The 25,783-nt window shown below is 62.1% G+C and carries 21 protein-coding genes and 1 pseudogene; 9 read left to right on the top strand and 13 right to left on the bottom strand.

Annotated elements, in window-relative coordinates; all coding sequences use genetic code 11:
• Positions 1-11 precede the first annotated feature (11 nt).
• The 5 genes from AC13F2_RS02275 to AC13F2_RS02255 all read left to right on the top strand — a co-directional run bounded on the left by AC13F2_RS02275 (position 12) and on the right by AC13F2_RS02255 (position 5,710).
• Positions 12-641 (top strand): cation diffusion facilitator family transporter, encoded by a 630-nt coding sequence (locus AC13F2_RS02275; protein ID WP_215227130.1) that lies wholly within the window; start codon positions 12-14, stop codon positions 639-641.
• Between the two features lie 232 nt (positions 642-873).
• On the top strand, positions 874-1,629 hold the full coding sequence (locus tag AC13F2_RS02270) for a hypothetical protein (protein WP_482964166.1): 756 nt from the start codon (positions 874-876) through the stop codon (positions 1,627-1,629).
• Positions 1,630-1,806: 177 nt separating this feature from the next.
• Entirely contained in the window at positions 1,807-3,447 is a 1,641-nt protein-coding gene (locus AC13F2_RS02265; protein WP_482964165.1) for an acetolactate synthase large subunit, read from the top strand.
• Positions 3,444-4,835 carry an aldehyde dehydrogenase family protein gene (locus AC13F2_RS02260; RefSeq protein WP_482964164.1) on the top strand — a complete coding sequence of 464 codons (1,392 nt, stop codon included), beginning with the start codon at positions 3,444-3,446 and terminating at the stop codon, positions 4,833-4,835. Before AC13F2_RS02265 ends, AC13F2_RS02260 begins: the two co-directional genes overlap by 4 nt.
• A gap of 185 nt (positions 4,836-5,020) precedes the next feature.
• Positions 5,021-5,710 (top strand): ZIP family metal transporter, encoded by a 690-nt coding sequence (locus AC13F2_RS02255; RefSeq protein WP_215227133.1) that lies wholly within the window; start codon positions 5,021-5,023, stop codon positions 5,708-5,710.
• Between the two features lie 56 nt (positions 5,711-5,766).
• Here the strand turns inward: AC13F2_RS02255 and AC13F2_RS02250 are convergent, their stop codons facing one another.
• The 4 genes from AC13F2_RS02250 to AC13F2_RS02235 are packed head-to-tail and all read right to left on the bottom strand — an operon-like array spanning position 5,767 to position 10,417.
• The gene (locus AC13F2_RS02250; RefSeq protein ID WP_215227134.1) at positions 5,767-6,048 is read right to left on the bottom strand and encodes a hypothetical protein; all 282 of its coding nucleotides are present in this window, start codon (positions 6,046-6,048) and stop codon (positions 5,767-5,769) included.
• Between the two features lie 4 nt (positions 6,049-6,052).
• Positions 6,053-8,641, bottom strand: coding sequence for a cbb3-type cytochrome c oxidase subunit I (locus tag AC13F2_RS02245; protein WP_251566637.1), 2,589 nt, complete (start codon positions 8,639-8,641; stop codon positions 6,053-6,055).
• Positions 8,638-9,660 (bottom strand): cytochrome c oxidase subunit II, encoded by a 1,023-nt coding sequence (locus tag AC13F2_RS02240; protein WP_215227135.1) that lies wholly within the window; start codon positions 9,658-9,660, stop codon positions 8,638-8,640. Before AC13F2_RS02240 ends, AC13F2_RS02245 begins: the two co-directional genes overlap by 4 nt.
• Positions 9,653-10,417 (bottom strand): c-type cytochrome, encoded by a 765-nt coding sequence (locus tag AC13F2_RS02235; protein ID WP_482964163.1) that lies wholly within the window; start codon positions 10,415-10,417, stop codon positions 9,653-9,655. Before AC13F2_RS02235 ends, AC13F2_RS02240 begins: the two co-directional genes overlap by 8 nt.
• Between AC13F2_RS02235 and AC13F2_RS02230 the strand changes: the two are divergent.
• Positions 10,376-10,669 (top strand): annotated as a pseudogene (locus AC13F2_RS02230) (c-type cytochrome); the annotation flags it as partial. The gene AC13F2_RS02235 and the pseudogene AC13F2_RS02230 sit on opposite strands and share 42 nt — an antisense overlap.
• A gap of 13 nt (positions 10,670-10,682) precedes the next feature.
• Here the strand turns inward: AC13F2_RS02230 and AC13F2_RS02225 are convergent.
• Complete coding sequence (locus tag AC13F2_RS02225) at positions 10,683-11,354, bottom strand: cytochrome b (RefSeq protein ID WP_215227137.1); 672 nt, start codon at positions 11,352-11,354, stop codon at positions 10,683-10,685.
• Positions 11,351-12,082, bottom strand: a complete 732-nt coding sequence (locus tag AC13F2_RS02220) for a cytochrome c oxidase assembly protein (protein ID WP_251566641.1) — start codon at positions 12,080-12,082, stop codon at positions 11,351-11,353. The genes AC13F2_RS02225 and AC13F2_RS02220 overlap by 4 nt, the downstream gene beginning before the upstream one ends.
• Before the next feature lie 573 nt (positions 12,083-12,655).
• On the opposite strand from AC13F2_RS02220, the gene AC13F2_RS02215 reads away from it, so the two are divergent.
• Complete coding sequence (locus AC13F2_RS02215; protein ID WP_482964162.1) at positions 12,656-12,982, top strand: aldehyde dehydrogenase family protein; 327 nt, start codon at positions 12,656-12,658, stop codon at positions 12,980-12,982.
• Between the two features lie 138 nt (positions 12,983-13,120).
• Here the strand turns inward: AC13F2_RS02215 and AC13F2_RS02210 are convergent, their stop codons facing one another.
• Complete coding sequence (locus tag AC13F2_RS02210) at positions 13,121-13,519, bottom strand: MerR family transcriptional regulator (RefSeq protein WP_215227138.1); 399 nt, start codon at positions 13,517-13,519, stop codon at positions 13,121-13,123.
• Between the two features lie 75 nt (positions 13,520-13,594).
• Between AC13F2_RS02210 and AC13F2_RS02205 the strand changes: the two genes are divergently transcribed.
• Together AC13F2_RS02205 and AC13F2_RS02200 are read left to right on the top strand one after the other, a co-directional pair.
• Positions 13,595-14,212, top strand: coding sequence for a cation efflux transmembrane domain-containing protein (locus tag AC13F2_RS02205; RefSeq protein WP_215227139.1), 618 nt, complete (start codon positions 13,595-13,597; stop codon positions 14,210-14,212).
• Positions 14,213-14,308: 96 nt separating this feature from the next.
• A complete protein-coding gene (locus tag AC13F2_RS02200; RefSeq protein WP_215227140.1) occupies positions 14,309-16,261 on the top strand; it encodes a cytochrome c/FTR1 family iron permease in 1,953 nt (650 codons plus the stop codon).
• Positions 16,262-16,278: 17 nt separating this feature from the next.
• Here AC13F2_RS02200 and AC13F2_RS02195 read toward each other — a convergent pair whose 3' ends face one another.
• The 6 genes from AC13F2_RS02195 to AC13F2_RS02170 are packed head-to-tail and all read right to left on the bottom strand — an operon-like array spanning position 16,279 to position 25,778.
• The gene (locus AC13F2_RS02195; RefSeq protein ID WP_224801916.1) at positions 16,279-16,770 is read right to left on the bottom strand and encodes a hypothetical protein; all 492 of its coding nucleotides are present in this window, start codon (positions 16,768-16,770) and stop codon (positions 16,279-16,281) included.
• Between the two features lie 29 nt (positions 16,771-16,799).
• Positions 16,800-19,139, bottom strand: coding sequence for a heavy metal translocating P-type ATPase (locus AC13F2_RS02190; protein WP_215227141.1), 2,340 nt, complete (start codon positions 19,137-19,139; stop codon positions 16,800-16,802).
• A 13-nt stretch (positions 19,140-19,152) separates the two neighbouring features.
• Positions 19,153-20,694: a multicopper oxidase family protein gene (locus tag AC13F2_RS02185; protein WP_215229726.1), complete on the bottom strand. Its 1,542-nt coding sequence runs from the start codon at positions 20,692-20,694 to the stop codon at positions 19,153-19,155.
• Positions 20,695-20,752: 58 nt separating this feature from the next.
• Positions 20,753-21,139, bottom strand: a complete 387-nt coding sequence (locus tag AC13F2_RS02180; protein ID WP_225082053.1) for a copper-binding protein — start codon at positions 21,137-21,139, stop codon at positions 20,753-20,755.
• The gene (locus AC13F2_RS02175) at positions 21,118-24,285 is read right to left on the bottom strand and encodes an efflux RND transporter permease subunit (RefSeq protein ID WP_215227142.1); all 3,168 of its coding nucleotides are present in this window, start codon (positions 24,283-24,285) and stop codon (positions 21,118-21,120) included. The genes AC13F2_RS02180 and AC13F2_RS02175 overlap by 22 nt, the downstream gene beginning before the upstream one ends.
• On the bottom strand, positions 24,282-25,778 hold the full coding sequence (locus AC13F2_RS02170; RefSeq protein ID WP_215229727.1) for an efflux RND transporter periplasmic adaptor subunit: 1,497 nt from the start codon (positions 25,776-25,778) through the stop codon (positions 24,282-24,284). The genes AC13F2_RS02175 and AC13F2_RS02170 overlap by 4 nt, the downstream gene beginning before the upstream one ends.
• Between the last annotated feature and the right edge of the window lie 5 nt (positions 25,779-25,783).

Raw genomic sequence — 25,783 nt, 5'->3', positions numbered from 1 at the left:
GGGGCAGCACGATGACCGGTAAATCAGAATTCGACCTGGCTTCGGCGGATAAGCGCCGGACATTGTGGATCGTGCTGTGGCTCAACGTCGCGATCGCGGTTGGATTCTTCGTTGGCGGCTATTTTGCGGACTCGAACGCACTACTCGCCAATGGTCTCGATAATTCTTCGGATGCCATCGTCTACGGCCTCAGCCTCCTTGCGTTGTCGCGGTCGGGAAGCTGGAAGCGCGGCGCCGCGCGTTTTTCGGGTATCATGCTCCTGATATTCGCCGGCGGCGTCGTTGCCGACGCTGTCCGGCGTTACCTGGAGGGATCCGATCCCGGCGGCATCCTGATGATCGCGATGGCGGCTATAGCAGGGATCGTGAACCTCTATTGCCTCCGCCTGCTGCAGAAAATGCAGGACAAGGATGTCAACCTGCGCGCCGCGACCACATTCAGCTTCAACGATTTCATCTCCAACGGCGGCATTATCATTGCCGGTATCATTGTGATGATCACGGGCGCGAACTGGCCCGATCTCTTGGTGGGCGTCGCGGTCGCCGGCATCGCGTTATACGGTGGGATCGATATCCTCCGGGATGCGCATTCCGACAAGCATGACGAGAAAGGAACGACCCACCAGAGCGATGGGCGGTGATTGGGAGGTTTTCACCCAGGCCCGTCGCGACGTTAAGCCATCCCAAGTGTATCCGGGCCGTTGCGACTTGCCGACATGAAGCTACGGCGCGGCGTCGCTGCGAAACGGCGCTCCTTGCATGACCTTGGTCGATCTGATTATCGCTTCCGAAGGACTTTCGCACGTCCTGACCGTAGCCATCCTCATGGCAGTGATTGCAGGGGCGACCGTTCTGTGCGTCCGCGGCCTTCGGTTGTCGCAGCCTGCCGGGGATCTGGCCGCCTTTCTGTCGGCAGGGTTTGCCCTGGGTCTCGCTCTTATTCTTCTTTTCGAACTCGCCAGCGAGAAGGCCCTCGGACCGCCGGAAACTCTGGCCATGGTGGCGGGAGGACTGAGCTTCGCCGCGTGTCTTGGTTTGGATCCATCAAAATGGCTCACTCGGAACCGTATGCCGAACGAGGGGCCTACGGATCGGCAATATGGCTGGCGCAAGAACTTTCGAACCGCAGCGCTGGCACTCGCCGGTGGTATCATTTTTGGAACCGCCGCCCTCGCGTCGCGCGACGTCGAACTAAAAATTGCAATCGGCCTTGCCATGGCGTGGGCAGTTTTATGGCTAGGGCTTCCAGACACTTCCGCAACCCGAATCGGCGCCAGGGGGAAGCTTGATCTCAACTTCGCGGTTGCTTCAATTCTGTTTCTAGGCGGCGCGCTCGGAACATATTCCTTGCTCGAATTGCTCCCCACCGAGGTGGTGCCGGCGTTGTTCGCCTTCGAGGCGGGGTTTCTCCTGGTCGGTGCTTTCGGTCTTGTAGTCCCAACGAAATCCGCCGCCGCCCCCAGGGTTGGGCGTGGTCTTGCAGTCCTGATCGCCAGCCTTGCTGGCTTGATCCTGCTCGCCGAGGGACTGGAGGCTGTTTTGTCGCCTGAAGCCTCCAACTCTTTGGGTCATCCGTCTCCATCGGTGACCGCCGAAGTTGTCACCTTTTTTCGTATGAAAACCATCTGATGGCCAAACTCCATCGTCGTTCGTTCATGGCCGTCAGGGTCATTCCCCTGACGGGCAAGGTCGGAGCAATAGTCACCCTCGTCCCGCGGTCGGGATCAGCGTCCTTTCGACCGTTCGTCCGCGGTCTTTCGGGCGTGGCGTCCCGCCAGATCGCCTATTCAGCGAGGAAGATAACCCATGAAAGCCTCTGACCTCTTCGTCGCTGCGCTCGAGGCCGAGGGGGTCGAGTACATTTTCGCCGTTCCGGGCGAGGAGAATCTCGATTTGCTGGAATCCCTCCGTACATCCTCGATTCAACTGGTGGTCACCCGCCACGAACAAGGTGCGGGCTTCATGGCTGCGACATATGGGCGGCTAACCGGCAAGGCGGGCGTTTGCCTCGCGACCCTCGGGCCTGGTGCGACAAACCTTACCACACCTGCCGCTTATGCGGCGCTCGGGGCTTTCCCCCTCATCATCATCACCGGGCAGAAACCAATCAAGACGTCGAAGCAGGCACAATTCCAGATCGTGGATGTGGTTTCGCTGTTCAGCCCTCTGTGCAAGGCATCGACGAAGATCGTGAACGGGAACCGTATTCCTTCGCTGGTCCGCGAGGGGTTTCGCCTGGCCCAAGAGGAGCGACCTGGCGCCGTTCTGCTGGAGTTGCCCGAGGACATTGCTGAGGAAGATACGATCGAACCGATTATACCACCCCACGATCGGCGTTATGCTGTCGCCGGAGACGAAGTGCTTGATGAAGCGGCAAAGCGCATCCTAGCCGCCGAACGGCCTCTGCTATTGATAGGCGCGGGCGCTAACCGCCGATGCGCTTCGAAGGCGCTGCGGCGATTTGTGGCAGAAACCGGCTTTCCCTTCTTCGACACTCAGATGGGTAAAGGCGTCGTCGATGAAGATAGCGACCTCTATCTAGGCACCGCGGCTCTATCGTCGGGCGATTACGTCCACTGCGCGATCGAAAAGGCCGATCTCATCGTCAATGTCGGTCACGACGTGGTCGAAAAGCCGCCCTTCTTCATGGAGCCGGACGGTCACACCGTCATTCATATCAATTACAAGGCGGCGGAAGTCGATCAGGTCTACTTCCCGCAGTTGGAGGTCATCGGCGACATCGCCGGATCGATCGAGCGATTAGGAAATCGCCTAGATGGCAAGCTGCTGTGTGATCGCAGCTATTACACTGCCCTGCATCACGAAATTGCTTCGCACATCTCCGAGACCAGCGACGACGAACGTTTTCCGATGGTCCCCCAACGCGTGGTTGCCGACGTACGCAGCGTGATGGCGCGCGATGATATCGTTGCGCTCGACAACGGCATCTACAAGATCTGGTTTGCTCGAAACTACATCGCGAATGAACCGGGCACCATCCTTCTCGACAATGCATTGGCGACGATGGGCGCAGGCCTTCCATCCGCCATGATGGCGGCGATGCTGTCGCCCGGGCGAAGAGTTCTCGCGGTGTGCGGGGATGGCGGGTTCATGATGAACTCGCAGGAGCTGGAAACGGCCGTCAGGCTGGGCCTGAACCTCGTCGTGCTCGTCCTGAACGATGCGGCATACGGCATGATCCGGTGGAAGCAGGACCAACTCGGCTTTCCCGACTATGGCCTGACCTTTTCCAATCCTGACTTTGTCACCTACGCACAAAGCTATGGAGCGACCGGCCACCATGTCGAGCGAAGCGCGGATCTGGTTTCGGTCCTGAACGCCGCATTCGAGGCTGGCGGCGTGCACCTTGTCGACTTGCCAATCGACTATTCCGAAAACAAGAAGGTGCTGATCGACGAACTTGGCGCGAAGGTGTGCGAGCTATGAAGACAATCGTTCACAATCCGTTCGACCGCTCGCCGATTGCAGAAGTAGCGCTTGTCGACTGGCCTCAAATCGATGAATGGCTGAATAAAGCGCAGTTGCTCCACCGCAACCGTCATGGCTGGATTGCCGTGCATGAGCGGATCGCCATTCTTCGGCGGGCGGCGGATATTATGCGCGAACGAGCCGAAGAACTGGCTCTCCAAATCGTCAGGGAGGGCGGCAAGCCCCTGGTCGATGCCCGTGTGGAAACCGAGCGCGCGATCAACAGCCTCGAACTGTGCGTTCAGGCGCTGTTCGATAATGGTGGCCGCGAGATCCCCATGGATCTTACTCAGGCCGGTGCGGGAAGGACGGCGTACACGTTCTGCGAGCCGATCGCTCCTGTCGTTGCAATCTCCGCTTTCAATCACCCTCTCAACCTGATCGTCCATCAGGTGGGACCCGCGGTCGCGGCAGGCTGTCCTGTCCTCATCAAGCCCGCGTTGGAAACGCCCTTGTCATGCCGAAGCTTCGTGAACATTCTTCATGAAGCGGGTTTGCCCGAGGCCTGGTGCCGGTTTGCTCCCTGTGCGAACCAGACTGCCGAGAAGATGGTGACCGATCGACGGATGGCATTCGTTTCCTTTATCGGGTCAGCGAACGTCGGCTGGACGCTTCGCTCGAAACTTGCCCCCGGAACGCGTGTAGCCCTGGAACATGGCGGAGCGGCACCCGTCATCGTGGACCGTGACGTCGAATGCAAATCCGTGATCGCTTCGTTGCTCAAAGGCGGATTCTACCATTCGGGACAAGTCTGCGTATCGGTTCAGCGCGTGTTCGTGCCCACCGACGAACTCGCGGACTTCGAGGACCAGCTTGGACGGCGCGTTGCCAGCTTGATCGGGAGCGATCCCGCGGACCTTCGCACTGAATGCGGCCCGCTCATCCGGCCGGCCGAAGTTGACCGTGTCGAAAGCTGGGTCGCGGAAGCGGTAAAAGGTGGTGGGACGCTTTCGGCGGGTGGCCGCCGCCTCGGCGACACGATGTTTGAACCGACCGTGATCGTAAATCCTCCTTCGGAAGCCAAGGTATCACGTCAGGAGATATTCGGTCCCGTGATCTGTCTGTACGGTTACAACGACCTGGATGACGCGATCGCGCAGGCGAATGGTATCCCATACGCGTTTCAGGCCGCCGTTTTCACCAATCGGATGTCGGTGGCAAAGCGCTGTATCGAGATGTTGGCAGGATCGACGGTCTTGGTGAACGATCACACGGCTTTCCGGGTGGACTGGATGCCATTTGCGGGGCTGAAGCAATCGGGGCTGGGGACCGGCGGGATAGGCTATACGATGGCGGATATGACGGTCCGCAAGATGGCCGTTCTGAATTGGTCCCACCAGGCATGATTTGCTTTAGCCGGGGAATGGGGCGAAGTGGAGGCGGACGGCGGAGGCGCGCTCTTCCCATGGCTGTGCAATCGTCGCACAAGCGAAACGAACAGACGGGCGGTCCGCGCCTGAAGATTTCGTGCGAGGGCAAGCGCGGCGGTGGCTTGTCAGGCGGCACAGCCTGGAAAAACGGGTCTTAGCGAATGCAGGCGCTCCTCTACACCCTTATGCCGCTCGTCGCCGTGATTGCGGGGGCCGCCTACGCGAGTTGGCGCCGGCCCGGTCCTGCCTTTACCGCAGGCGTTCAACACCTGGCGGCGGGGGTCGTCTTTGCGGCGGCGGCGGGCGAAATTCTCCCGGACCTCAAGCATACCGGCTCGCCCGTCGCAGTTCTGGTCGGCGGAGCGCTCGGCGTCGTGCTCATGCTGGCGATCAAGCGCATCGGCGAAAAGTTCGAGGGGCCGCTGGCGCTGACGACGCTCATCGGGGTCGATCTCTTCATTGACGGACTGGTGCTGGGAATCGGCTTTACTGCCGCGCTGCAAACTGGTCTGCTGCTCACAATTGCGTTATCCCTCGAGGTCCTGTTCATCGGTGTCGCGCTTGCTCTCGGCCTTGCCGCGCGGGGCTGGCGCACCGGCAAACTGCTGCTGACAGTGGCCGCCGTCGGACTGCTTCTGCCGCTGGGGACCCTCGCCGGGATCGCCGCCGCTGGCCTGCCCACATCCGTTCTGACGGGCCTGTTCGCCTTCGGACTCATTGCGCTGCTCTATCTGGTTACCGAGGAACTGCTGGTGGAAGCGCACGAGGGACCCGAAGGCCCCTTGGTCACATCGATGTTCTTCGTCGGCTTTCTCTTGTTGCTGATGCTGGAAGAGGCGATGCCCACCTGACGGGCAAACCGAACGCAATTGCCGGCGCGTGGCAACTCGATCCTCGCTTTGCCACGTCACGCGAGAAGCGCTGGTGCGAAATCGAAGGCAATGCCCAGCGTCGCGATCGCCAGTCCCAATCCCGGCGCCGAGGTCAACGCGCGACTTTGGGCCTGTCTCCAAAGTAGATAGATAATACCTCCGGCAATCGCCGTGAGCGCGGCGGCGATCCAGCGCGCCGTGAGTTGCCCGGGAAAGATGCTGCTCGCCGCCCAGAGGAGCGAAAAATGCGCGGCCCAAACCGAAAGCGCGAGCAGCGGCGTGAGCCAGTCGGTGCGGTTGCGATAGTCGGTCGACATGGCATCAGGCTCCGGGGAAAAGGCGAACCGGGAGCGCGAGGACGAGACCCTGAAGCGCGGCATATTGGAGAAAACGCACGACCACATCGAGAGTGACGCTGTCGGGTGCGACGAGAAGACCTTTCCCGCTCCGATAGCCGAGGTAGAGCGCCATGAGCATGCCGATCGCGGCGGTACAGCCCTGATACGCGAGTAACGCGAAAATCGTCGCGCCTTGGCCGCTGACCGTGGGACCAAGCCCACTGGCCGTCCATCCCATCCAATCCCACCAAATCGCGCCGGCAAGAAGCAAGGCGCTCGCGGCCGCCAGGAGCCAGGGCCCTTGGCCCGGAAACTGTCCCGCCGGCTTTGACGCGAGAGTGCGGCGAGACAGCCGCGCCAAGCCCAAACCCGCGGCCAGCAGCGCGGCTATTCCGCCCGTCTCCGCCCCCGCGGGCGCGGCTCTCCAGACTTCCGGATGAATGCCGAAAAGATAAAGATAGCTGAACAGGCCCATGAACGCGATCATGCCCATCACCACCATCAGCGTGTTCAGCGCCCACCAGCCATGGCTCGAAGGCCCGGTAATGGCAATCGGAACGGCAATGCCCGCGCCGATATCGGCGGTGTCCTGTTGAATCGGACGATCAGTCTCCCAGAGCCAGCGCAGAACGCAAGCGACCGCGACGATGCCGCTGAAGGCTGCGAATGCATAGGCCTGGATGGTCAACGACAGGAAAAAGGAAGCGGTGAACACCGCTGCTCCCACCGGATAAGGCGACGGCCCGGGCATAAGCTGGAGATATTGCGGCTCGGCGTTGATCGGCGAGGTGATGATCGTCTCGCGCAAGCCCGTGACGCTGTTGGGGAGGAAATAGCGGCCTTCCTCAACGTCCGCGCAGATGGCGGGATCGTCCCACAGCGGCTCGCGGCTGCGCACCAGCGGGATGGAGCGCGTCGAATACATGCCGGTGGGCAGCCATTCGAGCGTGCCGCCGCCATAGACATTGCCCGCGTCGGCATCGGTGGTGAAACGGAAATTGCGTGCCAGATCGATCAGAAAAAGACCCACACCCGCGGCGATGGTAAATGCTCCCATGGTCGACACCAGGTTGAGGAGGTCGAGTCCGCGATCGGGCAGGTAGGTATAGACCCGGCGCGGCATGCCCATGAAGCCCGTCAGATGCATCGGCAGGAAGGTGATGTGGAGACCTGTGAACATCAGCCAGAACACCCATCTGCCGAGCCGCTCGGACAGTGGGTTCTTCGAAGTCATCCCGTTCCAGTAATAGAACGCCGCGAACATGGGAAAAACCATCCCGCCCAGCAGTACGTAATGCAGATGCGCGACGATGAAATAGGTGTCGTGCGCCTGCCAGTCGAACGGGACCATGCCCACCATCACTCCGGTGAGCCCGCCCATGACAAAGACGACGATGCTGCCGACGACGAACAGCGCCGGGGTCGTCCAGCGAATTTTTCCCGAAGCCAGAGTCGCGATCCAGCAGAACACCTGGATGCCGGCCGGCAGACTGACCGCCATGCTCGCCGCGCTGAAATAGCCGGTGGAGACACGCGGCATGCCGGTGGCGAACATGTGGTGGGCCCAAACACCAAAACTGATGAAACCGGTCGCCACCAGGGCGAGCACATTGAGCCGGTAGCCGACCAGCTCTGTCCGCGCCACGGTCGCGACCATCATGCTCATCAGCCCCGCGGCGGGCAGGAAGATGATATACACCTCCGGATGGCCGAAGAACCAGAACAGGTGTTGCCACAGTAGCGGATCGCCACCGCGCGTCGGATCGAAGAACGGCCAATTGAATGCGCGCTCCAGCTCGAGCAACAGCGTGCCGAGGATGACGCTGGGGAAGGCGATGACGATCATCACCGCGAACACCAGCATGGCCCAGGCGAACATTGGCATGCGGTCGAGCGTCATGCCCGGGGCGCGGGTACGCAGGACGCCGACTATGATCTCGATCGCTCCCGCAATCGCGCTAATCTCGATGAAGCCAATCCCGAGCAGCCAGAAATCGGTGTTGATCCCCGGCGAATAGGCGATACTGGTCAACGGCGGATACATGAACCAACCGCCGTCGGGCGCCAAGCCCACGAACAGGCTGGCGAAGAAGCACAGGCCGCCCACGAAATAAGCCCAGAAAGCATAAGCCGACAGGCGGGGGAATGGCAGGTCGCGCGCGGCCAGCATCTGCGGCAGCAGCATGATCCCGATCGCCTCCACCATGGGCACCGCGAACAGGAACATCATCACCGTGCCGTGCATGGTGAAGAACTGGTTGTACGTTTCCGGCGGCAGGAAATCCTGCATCGGCGCGGCCAGTTGCACGCGCATACCAAGCGCCAGCACGCCGGCGAGCAGGAAAAAGAGGAATGCGGTGGCGACGTAGAAAAAGCCGATGTAGTTGTTGTTGACGACCGTCAGCAGGCCCCAACCCTTCGGATTGGCCCAGATGCGCTCGAGTTCCTCGACCTCGCCGTCGGGACGAGGGCGATGGGTAGGGAAACGCCGGTAGAGATCGTGGTCGAAACCGGTCTCGGACCTGCGCCCTTCCATGGCGCTGCGTGTCTCCTGCAGCGGCTTGCCGCTCATTTCTGCTGCTCAAGCCAGATCGCCACCGCTTCGAGCTCCTGGGCCGACAGCATGTCGTAGCTGGGCATGCGGTTACCCGGCTTGATCGCCTGGCTGTCGCCGATCCACCCCATCATCGTCCCGCGATTGTTGGGCAGGATGCCCGCGCCCAGCGATAGGCGGCTTCCCACATGCGTGAGGTCGGGACCGGCAAGGCCGTTGGCCTCGGTGCCGGCCACGCGGTGGCAAGCGGCGCACCCGCTTTGCATGAACACTTGTCTCCCCGACACCGGCCCGCTCGGGTCCGTGCGCTCATCGCGCGCCAAGGCCGGCATCTCACCCGGCACGTCTTGGTCGATGGCGCGCGGCGTGGGCGCCGCGCGTAGTCGCCGCCAGCGGTCCCATTCGGCTCGTTCGTGGGCTACGGTAACGAAACCCATCAGCGCATGCTGGCCGCCGCAGTACTCGGCGCACACCCCGCCGTAGCGGCCTGCCTGGTCCGCCTGGATGCGCAGCAGGTTGGTGCGTCCGGGGATCATGTCCCGTTTGCCCGACAGGTTGGGCACCCAGAAACTGTGGATCACGTCTCCGCTGGTCAGTTCTAGGACAACTGGTTCGCCGACGGGCAGGTGCAATTCGTTCGCATCGCGCATGGTCACGTTCCCGGCGCGATCGAGATATTCGACGTCGAACCACCACATGTAGCCGGTTACGCGGACGCGCATTTCATCGCCGGTGACGTCGTCGGTCAGCGAGGCGGTCAAAGTCAAACCCCAGATGAGTAGCGCGGTCAGCACGACGCCCGGGAAAGCAATACCGCCTATCCAAACCGCGCGCTCGCCGCCAAGCGCCGCTTTGAGCGTCTCTGGCCCCTTGATCGCGATATAGAGTGCCGCAACGACTATGGCGGTGACGAGCACCCCCATGCCAATCAGCACCCAGGCAAGAATCACCACGCTGTCGCCATAGGGACCGGCAGGGTCGAGGACCGGCGGCGGCCAGCCCCACCAGGCATCGAAGACATCACTTCCTTCACTCATCGTCGAGACCATAGAGGTACGCCGCCACGTCGCGAGCCTCCTTTTCGCTCAAGGGCATAGCCGGCATGGTCGAACCCGGCTTTACCCGTGGCGCATTGCGCACGAAGGCGGAGAGGTTCCCGGGGGTGTTCGGCACGGAGCCCGCAATCAAACCGAAATCGTCGAAACCAGACAACGATGGCCCGGTGCGCCCGGTGGGCCAGCCAATGCCCGGTATCTCGTGACACGATGCGCACCCCACCTGCTTCATTGCCACAAGGCCGCGCTGTGCGGCCGCCGGGTCCGGTGCGTAGCGAGAGTCCGGTGGCTGCTTGCAAGCGGCTAGCAGCGCGCATAGCGTCAGCGCCATGACCACTCCGATCGCTCGCCCCCCCGGCCTCGTTCCGGCGCCCCCCATCGCTCGGAGGCTGTAATTGGCCTCACGTGTAGTGCGAAAAGGAGGATGATGGCCATTCGTCCTGCTATCATGGTTGCGGCGCTTGCGGTTCTGACCGGCTGTGGCCCAATTGAGCCTGGACTGGATCGCTTCGAGCAAACCGGCAAACTCATTGCGCTGAGTGGCGGCGATGCGGGACCCCGCGGCGCGTGCATTTCGTGCCACGGTCTTCGAGGCGAAGGAGACGGCAATCGTGCGCCACGCCTGGCTGGCCTCGATCAGGGCTATTTCGTGCGTGAGCTGGACTCCTTCGCGCGAGGTCAGCGGCGACACGCCCAGATGGCGTGGATTGCACGCCGCCTCGACTGGCCGGCGCGGCAAAAGCTTGCCTCCTATTATGCGAACCTTCCGATACCCACAGGAGCGGGCAGCGCTCCCAACCCCGGCGATTGCGCGGCCCAAGCCCTGTACGAGCTTGGCGATCCGACACGCGGCATTGCTTCGTGCGCGAGCTGCCATGGTGATGATGGTGCTGGTGCGGGCGCAGGCAATCCTGCCCTTGCGGCCCAGCCCGCCCCCTACCTCCGAGCGCAGCTGGACGCCTGGGCGACCGGAAAGCGGTATGGCAACCTGACAATGCTGCAACTCAGCCAGCTTTTGACGGAGGAAGAGAGGGCGCGCCTGGCCGGCTATAGTTCGGCCCTCCCGGGTGCCAGTTTGTATCCGGCACCTCCGGTAACATGCCCTCGAGAACGTCATCGCGATCCCAGAAATGGTGCTTCAGCGCCGCGAACGTATGCAGAGGCACCAAAAGAGCCAGCAAGATAACCGCGCCGACGTGCACATCTTCTGCGATATCGAGAACCCGGTACTGCAGTTCCGGTGAAAAGTCCTGAAAGGGCATGGGCGGAACCGGTACGAGTCCTAGAAGCGACAGAGGGCGGGCGGGCTGGATCGCCGACCACAGCGTCCAGCCCGAGAGGGGAAGGATCACGAACAGGGCATAGAATACGCCTTCCGTGGCGTAAGCGACCTTCGATCGCCATCCGGCGTCGTCGGCATCGTTGATCGGACCCGGCACCATCAACCGCCAGAGCAGTCGCAGCGCCCCGAAGAAAAGTAATGTGAGGCCGATCTCCGAATGTAGACGGTACGCCTCAAGCTTGTCTGGCCCCGCGAGATAGCGCTGCATCGCCCAACCGGAAATCAGCTGGTACAGTACTACCCCGGCCATCACCCAGTGAAACGTCACTCCCACCGGGGTGAATTTGCCGCGCCCGCGATAACGCTCGGCCCAGGTGCGGAGCTGCCCGATCATCTGACCGGCTCGGGCCACAACGATCGGAAGAGAATGCCGAGTGCCGCGATCAGGTAGATGAGCGAGGCGGGTGCCCACATGATGACCCCGGCCAGTTGCTGGTCTTCGAGCGGAGTCAGTCCCCAGGCAGCGGTCGTCAAAAAATGCGGCGCGTAAAGCGGAACCAGGGCGAAGGTCAGGATCGCTCCCAAGAGCCCCATCGCCAGCATCGCCGCAAGCAGCGCTCCCACCGCTTTCGTAGGCGGCGCTCGCAGAACTCTGCTCCACCAGACCGCCGCGCTTCCCGTGATCGTGAACTGCATGACCCAGAACACCGGGCTGGAATTCATCGCAGCTTCGTACAGCGTCGGCGCGTGCCAACCAAGAAAGATGGCCGCGTGGGCAGCTGTCCAAAGCGTGACGGATCCTGGAATGTGCCGGCGTTGTAATGCAAAAGCGCGCATGATCAAGGGCGCGAGCATTGCCGCGAGAATGACGTCGTGGATGACCCGCACCGTGAATAAGGCCGATCCAAGGGCGCAGAACGGGCTGAAAAACAGTCCTGCGGCAACCGCGCTCGCGGCGAAGGCCGACCTTCGCTCGTGGTGCGCGCCCCATTGCCGCCAGGCGAATAAGCCCGCCAGCAATCCAAGCCCGAGAAGCGGGTCGAAATTCCAGCGGCTTAGCCAGTCGCCCGGCCCCGGTCCCATGCCGCAATAAGGAATCCAGATAAGAGGCGCATTGGGCAAGGGTGTGGTCCTCAGCCTGGATTTGTCGGAAAACAAAATTCAAGCCAGACTAGCCGAATACAGGTGAAATCGACAAGGCCACTCGGAAATTGTCTTCCTCCTTCGAAACAGCCCCGAGACTTTCGAAATCTCTTGGCGGCTTCGACGCGGACCTCGCTTTGGACCATTCCGCACTGGCAATGCCGAGACGGCTTATTTCCGGCGAGCCTGAGTTGTGCTTCGGGCGGAGCGAGCCAATCAATTCTATCGTGGCAAGAGTACTTATCAAGCCAAGCCGGATAATCTGATCACGAAGATCGCGGAAACCCGCCTTCTCTATGGCCCGCCAGTGGCAAGCGCCGGGGGATGAGCGGTCCCCGTAACCGGCTCCCGATCAGCGGGATCCGGTCCCGAGCCTGCGCGCCGCCCACAGGGCCCCTGTGGGAACGGCATCACGACAGGCACGAGACCGATCCTGGTCCCGGGCATCAGGGGCATGATTGCGCTGTAGGTCCACCCCCCAGGCAGCGCCCGCAGCAAACATCTCAACCATTGCGGTCATGAAGAGCCCGATCGCCAGCTAGACAAGGAAACGTGAATTCGGCCAGTCCACCAGCCACCCCCGTACTCTGCATATATGGTTACGACGAAATCGATCTGGCTATCGAGCAGGCGAATGCCCTGCCTTACGCCTATCAAGGCTTTGTATTCACCGAGCGGTTGCCAATCGCCAATTATTGTATCCAGTCTCTGGCGGGATCGGCTGTGATGTTGAACGACCATACGGCCTTCCGCGTCGACTGGATGCCTATTGCAGGGCCGCGTCGCTCCGGGCTCGGTGTCGGCCGGATCGCCTACACGATGGCGGATATGAGCATTGAAAAAATGGCCGTCTGGAACTGGCCTGCGGCGGCATCATAACCCATTCGACAGACCCGGGGATTGCGACACGGGCAGCTTCGCACTCGTCGGCCTTACCCGAAGTTGAGACCGGCATGGGCGGCGGACAATAGCCGGGTATTGGCGAGCCCGACCGAACTGGCGCACGAGGCGCGGGCATCAAGGCTCGGCGGTATCAGCAAGTGCATCGATGATGCGGCAATCGCCTACAGTGTCTTGCTCGCAGGCAGCGATCATGCGCCCAAGTTCCGTCCGCAACGCCTCCAGGCTCGCGATCTTGCACTCGACTTCGCCGAGATGGCTTCTGGCCAGAGCGTCGATGCCTGCGCAGGACCGGTCGGCGTCATCGGAGAGATCGAGCAAGTCCCTGATGCGTGCCATGGAGAAGCCGAGATCACGCGCGCGCCGTATGAATTTAAGGCGCGCTTCCTCTGCAGGTCCATAATCGCGATAATTGGCCTGCGTGCGCGGAGGGGCAGCGAGGATACCCTCGCGCTCGTAGAAGCGGATTGTTTCTGATTTGACGCCGGTTATCCGGGCAAGTTGACCAATTCTCATTACAAAGGCTCCTACCGCTTGACCTTGTAGTTACTACAAGGTCCATAGGATGGATCGACGCAAGGAGTCGAGTAAATGAGAAAGACCTGCTGCGGTCCCGATGAGGCCGGTGCAAGCAACAACGATCCGACATGGCGGCGCATTCTGTGGATCGCGCTAGGCCTTAATGCAATCATGTTCGGTGTGGAGATCGTGGCAGGCATTGCTGCGGATTCGCGCGCCTTGCAGGCCGACGCGCTCGACTTTCTCGGTGATGCGGCAAACTATGCTATCAGTCTCGGCGTAGCCGGGATGGCGCTCGTCTGGCGCGCGCGGGCGGCTCTCGTAAAGGCGGCGACCATGCTGGCTTTCGGCCTGTGGGTGCTCGGCTCGGCCATCTGGGGTTTCTTTGTCGGGGCGTCGCCCGACCCGGGAACGATGGGCGCCATCGGTTCTCTTGCTCTGGCGGTAAATCTCGCCGTCGCCGCGATGCTGTTCCGGTATCGCTCGGGCGATGCGAACATGCGCTCGGTGTGGATCTGTTCGCGCAACGACGCGATCGGTAATATCGCCGTGCTGGCGGCAGCGATTGGCGTTTTCGGCACCGGCCGTGCGTGGCCCGATCTGGTTGTGGCGAGCATCATGGCAGGACTGGCGGTGTGGGGAAGTGCCGAAGTCTCCAAACAGGCCCGTGGCGAACTGCGCTCTACCTAAACTCCAGAATATCCCCGCGATCGGGGGTTGGAGGAAATACATTTCCGTCTACACCCTGCTATTGCGGATTAATTGCAACAGATATAGAGACCCCTCATGCATCGCATCGTCTCCGCCACCGTCCATCCGGCACTGCGGCTCATTCTGCTGGCGCTTGCGCTGTGTCTGTCCGTCACCGCGAACGCGGAAGAACCCGACGTGCGAACCACTTGGCGTCTGCTCGATTATATCGCGGTCGACTACGCCTCCGCCGTTTCCGAGGGACGTGTTGCCGACGAATTCGAATATCGCGAAATGGTGGAGTTTTCCGATGTCGTGGCGCGGCAGATCGCTGCATTGCCGGATACTAAAGACAATCAAGCACTCATCCGCCGATCGGACCAGCTGCGAGCTCTGATCGCCAATAAGGAACCCGCCGAGCGAGTTGGGCGCTTAGCGCGCGCGCTGGCAGCCTCGTTGCTGACAGCCTACCCGGTTCCGCTTGCCCCTTCGCAAGCGCCCGACCTTGACCGCGCCCGCACTCTCTTCGCGCAGAACTGCGCCTCGTGTCACGGCGCCGCCGGAAGTGCGCCACCGGCCGCAATGCAGGCACTTGATCCCCCGCCGATCGACTTTACCGATATCGACCGGGCACGGCAGCGCAGTGCGTTCGGGCTTTACCAGGTCATCACGCAAGGGCTGGAAGGAACGTCCATGGCCAGCTTCGCATCGCTGTCCGACGAGGATCGCTGGGCGCTTGCATTCCATGCCGGCAGCATTGCTTTTGAAGATGTGGCCAAGGGCGAGCGTATTTGGCGGGAAGATGATGGCATACGCCAGCTTGTCCCCGATCTCGAGACGCTCGCCGCGCTCACACCGGAAAGTCTGGCCGAGCAGATCGGCGAGGACCGTGCGCTCGCCGTCATGGCCTATCTTCGCGCCAATCCCGATGCGGTGGGACAGGCAAATGACGCAGGTTCGCTCGCCTTCGTTCGCGATACGCTCGATCGCAGCCTGTCAGCTTATCGGGCTGGCAACCGAGAGGAAGCGCGGCAGCTTGCCCTGTCTGCCTATCTCGACGGGTTTGAACCCCTGGAGGCCCTCCTGGCAACGCGCGATGGCGGTTTGATGCGGGAGGTAGAACAGGCGCTCGGGCAATTCCGGGCCGGAATAGAGTCCGGTGCGAATCCATCCGAACTACAGCAACTAAGGGCTCGCATCGATAGTCTGCTGGCAAGAGCCGAGGAAGCGTTGGCTCCTGAGGCGGCCAGCGAAATCTCGACCTTTCTCGGGGCGTTCACCATCCTGCTGCGCGAGGGGATCGAAGCACTTCTGGTTGTGATCGCCATGATCGCCTTTGTGAAAAAGTCGCACCGCTTCGAGGTACTGCCCTATGTCCATGGCGGGTGGATCGCTGCTCTTCTTGCAGGTGTCGCCACCTGGGTCCTGGCAACCTACTTTGTGAGCATCAGCGGTGCGAGCCGCGAGATGACCGAAGGGATCGGCGCGCTGCTTGCGGCTGTCATTCTCGTATCGGTCGGGATCTGGATGCATGGCAAATCCCAGGCCGAGGAATGGCGGCGCTATATCCAGGAAAAAATGGGCAAGGCGCTTTCGCGCGGATCGGCATGGTTTCTCTTTGGTCTTGCATTCGTGGTCGTCTACCGGGAAGCGTTCGAGACTATCCTGTTCTACGCTGCCCTGTGGAACCCGCAGAGCAGCGGCATCATACTGGCAGGTGCCTTGTCCGCAGTAGCGCTGCTGGCGCTCATTGCATGGGCCATGCTGCGCTACAGCCGCAAACTGCCGATCACCCAGTTCTTCCGCTACAGTGCTATCCTGATTGCGATCCTTGCGGTCATTCTCGCGGGCAAGGGCGTGGGCGCTTTCCAGGAGGCCGGAGTTCTTTCCGCCACTTTCATTGCCGGCTTGCCGCGCCTCGCCGAACTCGGCTTCTTCCCGACTGTCGAGACGATCGGCGCGCAATTGCTCACGCTGCTGGCCCTGATTGCCGGATTTCGGGTAAGTCGATCACCATCGGGACCGCAGCCGGCAGCTGTCGAGGGATAGGAGATCCCGGTTTGCGATCAGCGGGGTCCGGTGCCGAGACGGCGCGCGAGCCACAAGGTGGCCGTGGGAACCGCGACCCACATCACGATCGGTACCAGGCCGATTTTGGTCCCGGGCACAAGCGGCATGATTGCACTATAGGACCACCCCCAGTCGGCACCGACAGCCAGCACTTCGACCATGGCAGTAATGGCCAGGCCGATTCCCAGGAACACGACAAAACGCGAGATCGGCCAGTCTACGAGCCACGGCGTTTTACCACTGCCGACAGAGGCGCCGAGATAAGCGGCCACCATGATCCCGGCATCGCCGAACGAGGCCAGGCCGCAGCGACGTGCTGCCTCGGCAGGCGACAGACCTCCCGACTGGTAGAAAGGAAGCTGGAGCATCTCCCAGGCGAAAGCGATGAGAATTCCGAAGATGGCGATCCAGAGTGCGGGATGCGCACCGCGCCATTCGCGCGATTCCTCAGAGATTTGGTCCTGATCCTGCATCGTCTGATTCGTCACTCCTGCGATCTCCGTCCCGTCCCCATCGCTCAGGTATCGAATTTGGGAAGAGCGAGGCCGCGCAGGCGCAGGGCGTTGCCGATCACCGATACCGAAGACAGGCTCATCGCTGCGGCCGCGATCATCGGGTTCAAAAGCAACCCGGTCCATGGATAGAGGACACCTGCTGCGACCGGTATGCCGAGCGCATTATACGCAAAGGCAAAGAACAGGTTCTGCCTGATGTTGCGCATAGTGGCCCGAGACAGGACGAGCGCCTGAACAACGCCGACGAGGTCGCCGCGCACCAATGTCACGCCCGCGCTTTCGATCGCGACATCGGTACCCGTTCCCATCGCGATGCCGACATGCGAAGCGGCAAGCGCGGGTGCGTCGTTTATGCCGTCGCCGGCCATAGCGACCCGGCGACCATCGCTCTTCAACTGCTCGATCTTGCGATGTTTGTCCTCGGGCGAGACGTTCGCTTCGACTTCGTCGATACCGACCTGGCTTGCTACCGCACGCGCGGTGGCTTCGCTGTCGCCGGTAAGCATCACGATCTTGATGCCGCGCTCATGCAACGCGGCAATAGCGGTGCGGCTGGTTGCCTTGATCGGATCGGCGACCGCGATAAGGCCTGCCGGTGCCCCGTCCACGGCCACGAACATCACCGTCTGTCCGAGGCTTCGGCCTTCGTCCGCCGTTGACCGCCAGCCTTCTTCGAGCGCCCCTATACGCTCCATCATCTTTTCATTCCCGATCGCGACCAGGCGCTGGTCGACATTTGCCTGGATACCTTCGCCGGTCACGGATTCGATATCGGAAGCGTCGAGAATGGCAGCGCCCCTGTTTTGAGCCCCTTCCACGATCGCGTGGGCGAGCGGATGCTCGCTTCCTCTCTCAACGGCAGCGACAAGGCTCAGCAATTCCTGCTCGTCGAAATCTGACTGCGGTTTTACGTCGACAAGATCAGGCTTGCCCCGGGTCAGCGTTCCGGTCTTGTCGACGACCAGCGTATCGATCTTTTCCAGCGTTTCGAGCGCTTCGGCGTTCTTGATCAGGATCCCGTGCTGCGCGCCCTTGCCGGTACCGGTCATGATCGACATCGGCGTCGCCAGTCCGAGCGCGCAGGGACACGCGATGATCAGAACGGCGACCGCGTTGACGAGCGCGTAGGCAAGGGCCGGTGCCGGTCCCCAGATGGCCCAGACGACAAAACTCACGATAGCGACAAGGACGACGATGGGTACGAACCATCCGGTGACCTGGTCGGCGAGCCGCTGGATCGGTGCCCGGCTGCGCTGGGCCTCCGCGACCATCTGCACGATCTTCGAGAGCATGGTGTCCGCGCCGACCTGCGTCGCGCGCATGGTGAAGCTGCCGGTCTGGTTTACGGTGCCCCCGATCACGGGATCGCCCGCGCTTTTCTTGACGGGAATGGGTTCGCCACTGATCATGGACTCGTCGATGGCGCTGCTTCCATCCTCGAGCGTGCCATCGACGGGGACCTTGTCGCCCGGACGCACGCGCAGCAGGTCCCCAGACGTCAATTCATCAAGCGGAACTTCGCGCTCGTCCCCGCGACCGAAGATCTTCATCGCGGTCGGGGGTGCGAGTTCGAGAAGCGCTCGCAAGGCGCTCGATGTCGATCCGCGCGCCTTGAGCTCGAGCACCTGCCCGAGCAGCACGAGGGTCGTGATAACCGCTGCGGCCTCGTAATAGACGCCGACCCGGCCCGCATGATCGCGGAATGCCTCGGGAAAGATGTCCGGGGCGAGGGTTGCCACAAGGCTGAACAGATAGGCGATGGCGACGCCGAAGCCGATCAGGGTGAACATGTTGAGGTTCATGGTCCGGACCGATTGCAGCGCGCGGGTGAAGAAGGGCCAGCCGCCCCAAAGCACCACCGGAGTTGCCAGCAGGAGCTGCAGCCACTGCGCGATAGCGGGTTCGATGACCTGATCGAACGGTCGCGACGGGATCATGTCGCCCATCGCATAGGCGAAGAGCGGCAGCGTGAAGAGCGCGCTCCACCAGAACCTTCGCCGCATGTCGACGAGTTCGGGATCGGGGCCCTCGTTCAGAGTGACCGTTTCGGGTTCGAGGGCCATCCCGCATATCGGGCAAGAGCCCGGCCCCGGCTGCCGGATCTCCGGATGCATCGGACAGGTGTATATGGTACCTTCCGGGACATCCTCGACAGCATCGAGGTGCGCCTTCGAAAGATACATCTCCGGATCCGCGCGGAACTTGTCGAGGCAGCGCGAGGAGCAGAAGTAATGGTCGCCACCCTCGTGTCGATCGACGAAGCGGGCGCCGTCCATCTTCACGCTCATTCCGCAAACGGGGTCGGTCGCCATACCCTCGATTGCATTGTGCCCATCGCTCATCTGTCGTTCTCCCCTAATTGGCCATCACCACGAACTGCCCCATCATGCCTGCGTCCTCGTGCTCGAGGATATGGCAGTGATACATGTAGGGATTGTCGGGATCGGTATTTTCTTCGAACCGCAACAGCAGCCTGACCTGTTCACGCGGGTTGACGATTACGGTGTCCTTGAAACCTGCCTCTTCCGCCCGCGGAGGCCGACCGTCCCGGTCGAGCAAGCGGAACTGCACGTTATGAATATGAAAGGGATGGGCCATCATCGATGCGTTGGCGATTTCCCATATTTCCCACTGACCCACCGGTACGCGCTGATTGATGACATCCATGTCCATGGTCTGGCCGTTGATCGACATACCCCGACCCATCATGCCCATATCGAGTACGAAACGGCGGCTGCGAACGGCGAGCGAGGGGTCTGGCGCGGCTAGCGCGGCGAGGGTGGGCGGGAGCATCACTGGAGTCGACGAGCCGGAGGGGCGCATATCGAGGATGGAAAATGTGCGGCCCTGCCTCTCGCGACCGGTCCGGTTTCCCATCATTCCGCCGCCCATCATACCCCCGCCTTGCCCGCCCATCATGCCCATGGCGTTAGCAGGGCTGCTGGCAATCAGCCGGAGCGGGCGCCCTTCGGAAAGATCGACGATCACTTGTGCGCGTTCGCCTGGGGCAAGGGTAAGACTGCGAATCTCGCTTGGCGCGGCAAGCAGGCCGCCATCGCTTGCGGTGAGTTGCATCGGACGATCACCTTCGAGCGAGAAGGTGTAGAACCGCGCATTCGATCCATTGAGAAGCCGCAGGCGCAGCGGACCGGCGGCGGCCTCGAAAACGGCATTGGCCGTTCCGTTCACATAGATGCGCTCACCCATCACCCCCATCATCCGCGAGTGCATATCGAGCGGGTAAACAAGGCGGCCCGCGCCGTCGATCACGCGATCCTGCACGACGAGCGGTATGTCATCTACACCGTACCGGCTCGGCAGATCGAGGCGATCCTCTTCCTCGTCGCGCACGTAGATCGGGGCAGCAAGTCCGGCATAGACCTGTGGTCCGGCCCGGCGATGCAGATGCGAATGATACCAGTATAACGAAGCGCGCTGGCGTATTTCGAAGGACGGGCTCCAGCGCTCACCGGGCCGTATGAGCTGGTGCGGCCCGCCATCCGCTGTGGCGGGAAGTTCGAAACCATGCCAGTGGACGGTCGCATCTTCGGCAAGCTTGTTGTCGATGTGAAAGCGAACCTGTTCGCCGCGGCGCATTTCGAGGGTCGGGCCGAGATAGGATGCGTCGATACCGATCGTCGGTGACGCCGTGCCGGGCACGAATTCTTTCTCGCCCGGTGTCAGGGACAGGCGAAAGACACGCTCGCCCCGTTCGATCGTTCCTGCCTGTAGCCGAGGTATGGCAAGAGGATTGCTTTCGCCTCCCTGATCGAGCGACATCCTGCTTTGCGTACCGCAACCCAGCAGCGGCAGCGCGGCGAAACCCGTCGCCGCGAGGCCGGCGCTCTTGATGAAGTCGCGGCGATCCTTAAAGTCGGGCCTGTCGATACCTGGCATATTCACCTGTTTTTGCGTGGGAGGCACCGGCGCAACCGAGCGCCTCCCACCCACCGTCCTATCGCGGCGTTACCGAGGTAACGACGCTGCCTTCGGTTCCAGTACGAAATTCAAAGGCTATTCCCTCACCGACACTGACCTGTTCGAGGATTTGCGCGTCGGCTTCGAAGGTCATGGTCATCGCGGGCCATCCGATACTTTCGACCGGACCATGCTCGATGGTCACCGTGCCCGCCTCGGAATCGATGGCTGTAACCGTTCCCTCCGCGCTGGCGCTCTGCTCGCCGCCGGTCTCCTCCGCCATCGGCATTTCGCCTGACATGGGCATGCTGTCCGAGTTCGCCATGTCGTCTGACATCATGGTCTCTGAGCTGTCGTCTGCAGCGTCGCAGGCTGCAAGCGCCAGCGGTGCCGCGAGCAGGATCATGTAGGTTGGGGTACGCACTCTTCTTCTCCTTGAGGGTTGGCCGGTTTTTCCGGACGGGGGCGCCGCAACAACAGATAGGCGGCGGGAAGCAGGAACATGGACAGGAGCGGGGCGGTGATCATGCCGCCAACCATCGGCGCGGCGATGCGGCTCATGACTTCCGAGCCCGCGCCGGTGCCGATCAGGATCGGAAAGAGACCCGCAAGGATGACTGCGACGGTCATCGCCTTGGGCCGCACGCGCAGGAGCGCGCCTTCCCGGATGGCCTCGTCTACTTCTTCGGCGCTCAGATCACCGCGTCGCCGCTCCAGTGCGGCTTTCAGGTAAATCAGCATCACTACGCCGAATTCGGCGGAGACGCCGGCAAGCGCGATGAAACCGACCGCAGTCGCCACCGACTGGTTGTAGCCCATCAGATAGAGCAACCAGTATCCGCCCGTCAGCGCGAAGGGCAGCGTGCCCATGATCAGCAAGGCTTCGTCCCAGCGCCGGAAAATGAGATAGAGCAGCAGGAAAATGATCGCAAGCGTCGCGGGAACCACGACCTTCAGTCGCTCATAGGCGCGCGTCAGATATTCGAACTGGCCCGCATAGGACAGGCTGACGCCGGCAGGAAGATCGACGCCCGCTGCGACGGCCTCCTGCAGATCGGCGACCACCGAGGTAAGATCGCGGCCCCGGACGTCGACATAGATGTAGCTGGTCAGACGACCCTGCTCGCTCTTGAGCATCGGCGGACCGTCACTGACGACGATACGGGCGACAGTGCCAAGCGTGATCTGTTGGCCGGACGGCGTCAGAACCGGCAAGGCCCTGAGTTCATCGACGCTGTCCCTGATTTCGCGTGGATAGCGCACATTGATCGGATAGCGCGCCAGCCCCTCGACGGTCCGTGCGACATTGGCGCCGCCTATTGCACCAGAGACGATCTGCTGGATGTCGGCGATGTTGAGCCCGTATCGTGCGGCCGCCATCCGGTCGATATCGACATCGACATAGCGACCGCCCGACAGGCGCTCGGCCAGGGCGGAACTCACGCCAGGCACGGTCTTGGCGATACGCTCGACATCGAGTGCAACGCGTTCGAGTTGATCGAGATCGTCGCCTGACACCTTGACCCCGATTGGGCTCTTGATCCCGGTCGCGAGCATGTCGATCCGGTTGCGGATCGGCGGCACCCAGACATTGGCGAGGCCCGGCACCTGAACGACCCGGTCAAGTTCCTCGACCAGCAGATCGGGCGTCATTCCCTCGCGCCACTCCTCGCGGGGCTTGAAGCGGATTGTCGTTTCGAACATCGTTAGGGGAGCCGGATCGGTTGCCGTATCGGCGCGCCCCGCTTTGCCGAACACCGTTTCCACTTCAGGGACCGACTTGATCAGGCGATCGGTGCGCTGCAGCAGCGCCGACGCCTCGCCGGGGGAAAGCCCGGGCAATGCACTCGGCATGTAAAGCAAATCGCCTTCATCGAGCGGCGGGAGGAACTCGCCGCCAAGCCGGGTGAAGGGGATCGCAGTGGTCAGGAAGATCACCGCCGCGATCGCCAGGGTTGCCTTGGGGCGCCGCATGACCCAGTCGAGTCCCGGACGATAGATTTTCGTCAGCCAGCGGTTGAGAAAATTGGAATCCTCCGAAGGGATCTTCCCACGGATCAGCCATCCCATCATCACCGGCACCAGCGTCACCGAGAGAATGGCCGCGGCTGCCATGGCATAGGTCTTGGTGAAAGCGAGCGGTGCAAACAACCGCCCTTCCTGCGCCTGCAGGGTGAAGACCGGCAGGAACGACAGTGTAATGATCAGCAGGCTGAAGAATAGCGCCGGTCCCACTTCCTTCGATGCATCGGCGATGATCCGCCAGCGTTCCTTCACCGCGAGCACCGTATCGGGATTCTCGTATTCCCATCGCTCGAGATGCTTGTGCGCGTTCTCGATCATCACGACGGCGGCATCGACCATCGCACCGACCGCGATGGCTATTCCACCCAGCGACATGATGTTGGCATTAACGCCCTGGAAGCGCATCACGATGAAGGCCGCGAGCACGCCCAAAGGCAGGGTGATGATGGCGACAAGTGCCGAACGCGCGTGCCAGAGGAACAGCGCGCATACGAGCGCCACGACGATAAACTCTTCGATGAGCTTCGTGGTGAGGTTCTCGATCGACGCATCGATGAGCTGGGATCGGTCGTAGGTCGTGACGATCTCGACGCCTTCGGGAAGGCTTGCCTGCAACTCGTCGAGTTTGAGTTCCACGGCTTGGATCGCGCTTCGCGCATCCGCGCCCTGGCGCAGAACGATAATGCCCCCGGCAACCTCGCCTTCGCCATTGAGCTCGGCGATGCCACGGCGCAGCTCAGGGCCTACCTGGATCGTCGCTACGTCGCCAAGCGTGACCGGAATGCCGCCGCTCGCGGTGCGCAGTGGAATCTGCCGAAAATCCTCGAGGTCGCCGAGATAACCCGAGGCACGCACCATATATTCGGCTTCGCCCATCTCGACGATCGAGCCGCCCGCTTCCTGGTTGGCGGACTGGATTGCGCTCACGATCTCGGCGTGGGTCACCCCCAGCGATGCCATGCGGTAAGGCTCGAGCACGACCTGGTATTGCTTGACCATGCCGCCGACGCTGGCGACCTCGGCAATGCCGGGGATCGTCTTGAGCTCATAGCGCAGGAACCAGTCCTGCAGGCTGCGCAGTCCTGCAAGGTCGTGCCCGCCGCTGCGATCGACCAGCGCATATTCGTAGATCCACCCCACACCGGTTGCATCGGGGCCAAGCGTGCTCGTGACGCCATCGGGCAGGCGGTTCTGCACCTGGTTGAGATATTCGAGCACGCGCGAGCGCGCCCAGTAGAGGTCGGTTCCGTCCTCGAAGATGATATAGACATAGCTGTCACCGAACATCGAATAGCCACGGACGGTTTTCGCCCCCGGCACCGAAAGCATGGTCGTTGCCAAGGGATAGGTGACCTGGTCCTCGACGATCCGGGGGGCCTGACCCGGATAGTTTGACCGGACCACAACCTGCACATCGGACAGATCGGGCAACGCGTCGACCGGCGTCGTGCGCACCGCCCAGAAACCGGCCAGCGTTACCGCGACGGCGGCGAGAACGATAAACAGGCGGTTGGCGATCGAGGCATCGATTATCCGAGCAATCATTGTCCGGCCCTCGTGATAGACTCGATCCGGGGGCCGGCATCCTCCTGGGTGAAGTTGAAGCGCACCCTGTCTCCCGTCTCGAGCCCGCGCATTTGCGCCGCGCTCTTCGTGCGGAAGGTCATGGTCATCGCGGGCCAATCGAGCCGCGGGACAGGTCCGTGCCGCAGCGTGACGGAGCCATCGGCAATCTTCTCGATCGTCCCGATTGCGCTGAATGTCGCTGGTTGGTCTTCACCGTCCCGGTCCGGGCCTGCCTCATCGATCGCACGAACATCGAGCCCTGCCAGGCTTGCCTCGGAATCGAGCAGGAACTGGCCCGAGGTCACGACCTCTTCGCCTTGCGAAAGGCCGGCCAGCACTTCGGTCCTGCCTCCCGCCTCACGGCCGATCCGGACTTCGGCAGGCATGAAGCCGCCCTCGTCCTGCTTGATCATGACGATGGTGCGGCGCCCGGTCCGGATCACCGCTTCGGAAGGAACCAGCAGAGCGCGCCGGGTGTCGGGGGTCAGCGAGACCTGCGCGAACATGCCCGGCTTGAGCCGTCCGGAAGGATTGGGCAATTGTGCGCGGACGGTGATTGTCCGGCTGGCATCCTGTACGCTCGGCAAGATCGCGATGATCGGTCCGGAAAATCTCTCATCGGGAAACGCGGTCAGGGTTGCACTGACAGGTTGGCCGACCCGGATATTCGCTGCTTGTGTTTCGGGCACCGATGCCTCGAGCCAGATCGGCGAGAATCCGGTTATTTCCGCCAGGGTCTGGCCTGCCATCACGGTCATGCCGGGTCGCACGCCGAGCATGGTGATGGCCCCGCCGGTCGGCGCGGTGACCGTGATCGTCGCCTGCGCGCGGCCGGTCCGGCCCACCGATGAAATTTGCCCATTCGACATGCCGAGCAGCCGCATCCGCTCGCGCATGGCCTGTGCAAGCTGTTCATCGCCGCTGTTCAGGACGGCCAGATATTCCTGCTGCGCTCCTCCCCATTCGGGTACGAGAATATCGGCCAGCGGCGCGCCTCGGCTCACCACATCGTCTGGAGCACGCCCATAGGTTCGTTGTACAAAGCCGCCAGCCCTTGGCTGGACAATTGCAACGTCCCGCCCGTTGTAAGCGAGAACACCGGTAACGGACACGTCCGGCTCAAGTACGCCGTATTCGGCCTCGGCGGTGCGGATGCCGAAGTTCTGGACAAGCCCCGCGTCGATCTGAACCCCGGAGGTGGCCTCCTCGCCAGCGCATTTGGGAACAAGTTCCATATCCATGAACGGCGATTTTCCAGGCTCGTCGAAACGCTGTCCCGGCACCATCGGATCGTACCAGTAAAGCACGTCCTCACATTCGGCGCTGGATGATCCCCCGTTGCCATTTGCCTGACTTCCGCTCTCACCCAGCTGCGATAACCCGTATCCTGCGGTGACGCTGATCAGGGCGACCGTTGCCGCCATCGTCCAGGATTTCTGGCGCGGCGACAGTTTGTCCCACGCGGCTCCCATTTTGG

Source organism: Qipengyuania sp. L-5Y, from assembly GCF_056859455.1.
Note: the sequence above shows the minus strand (reverse complement) of the source record. Positions and strands in the feature narration are given on the sequence as shown.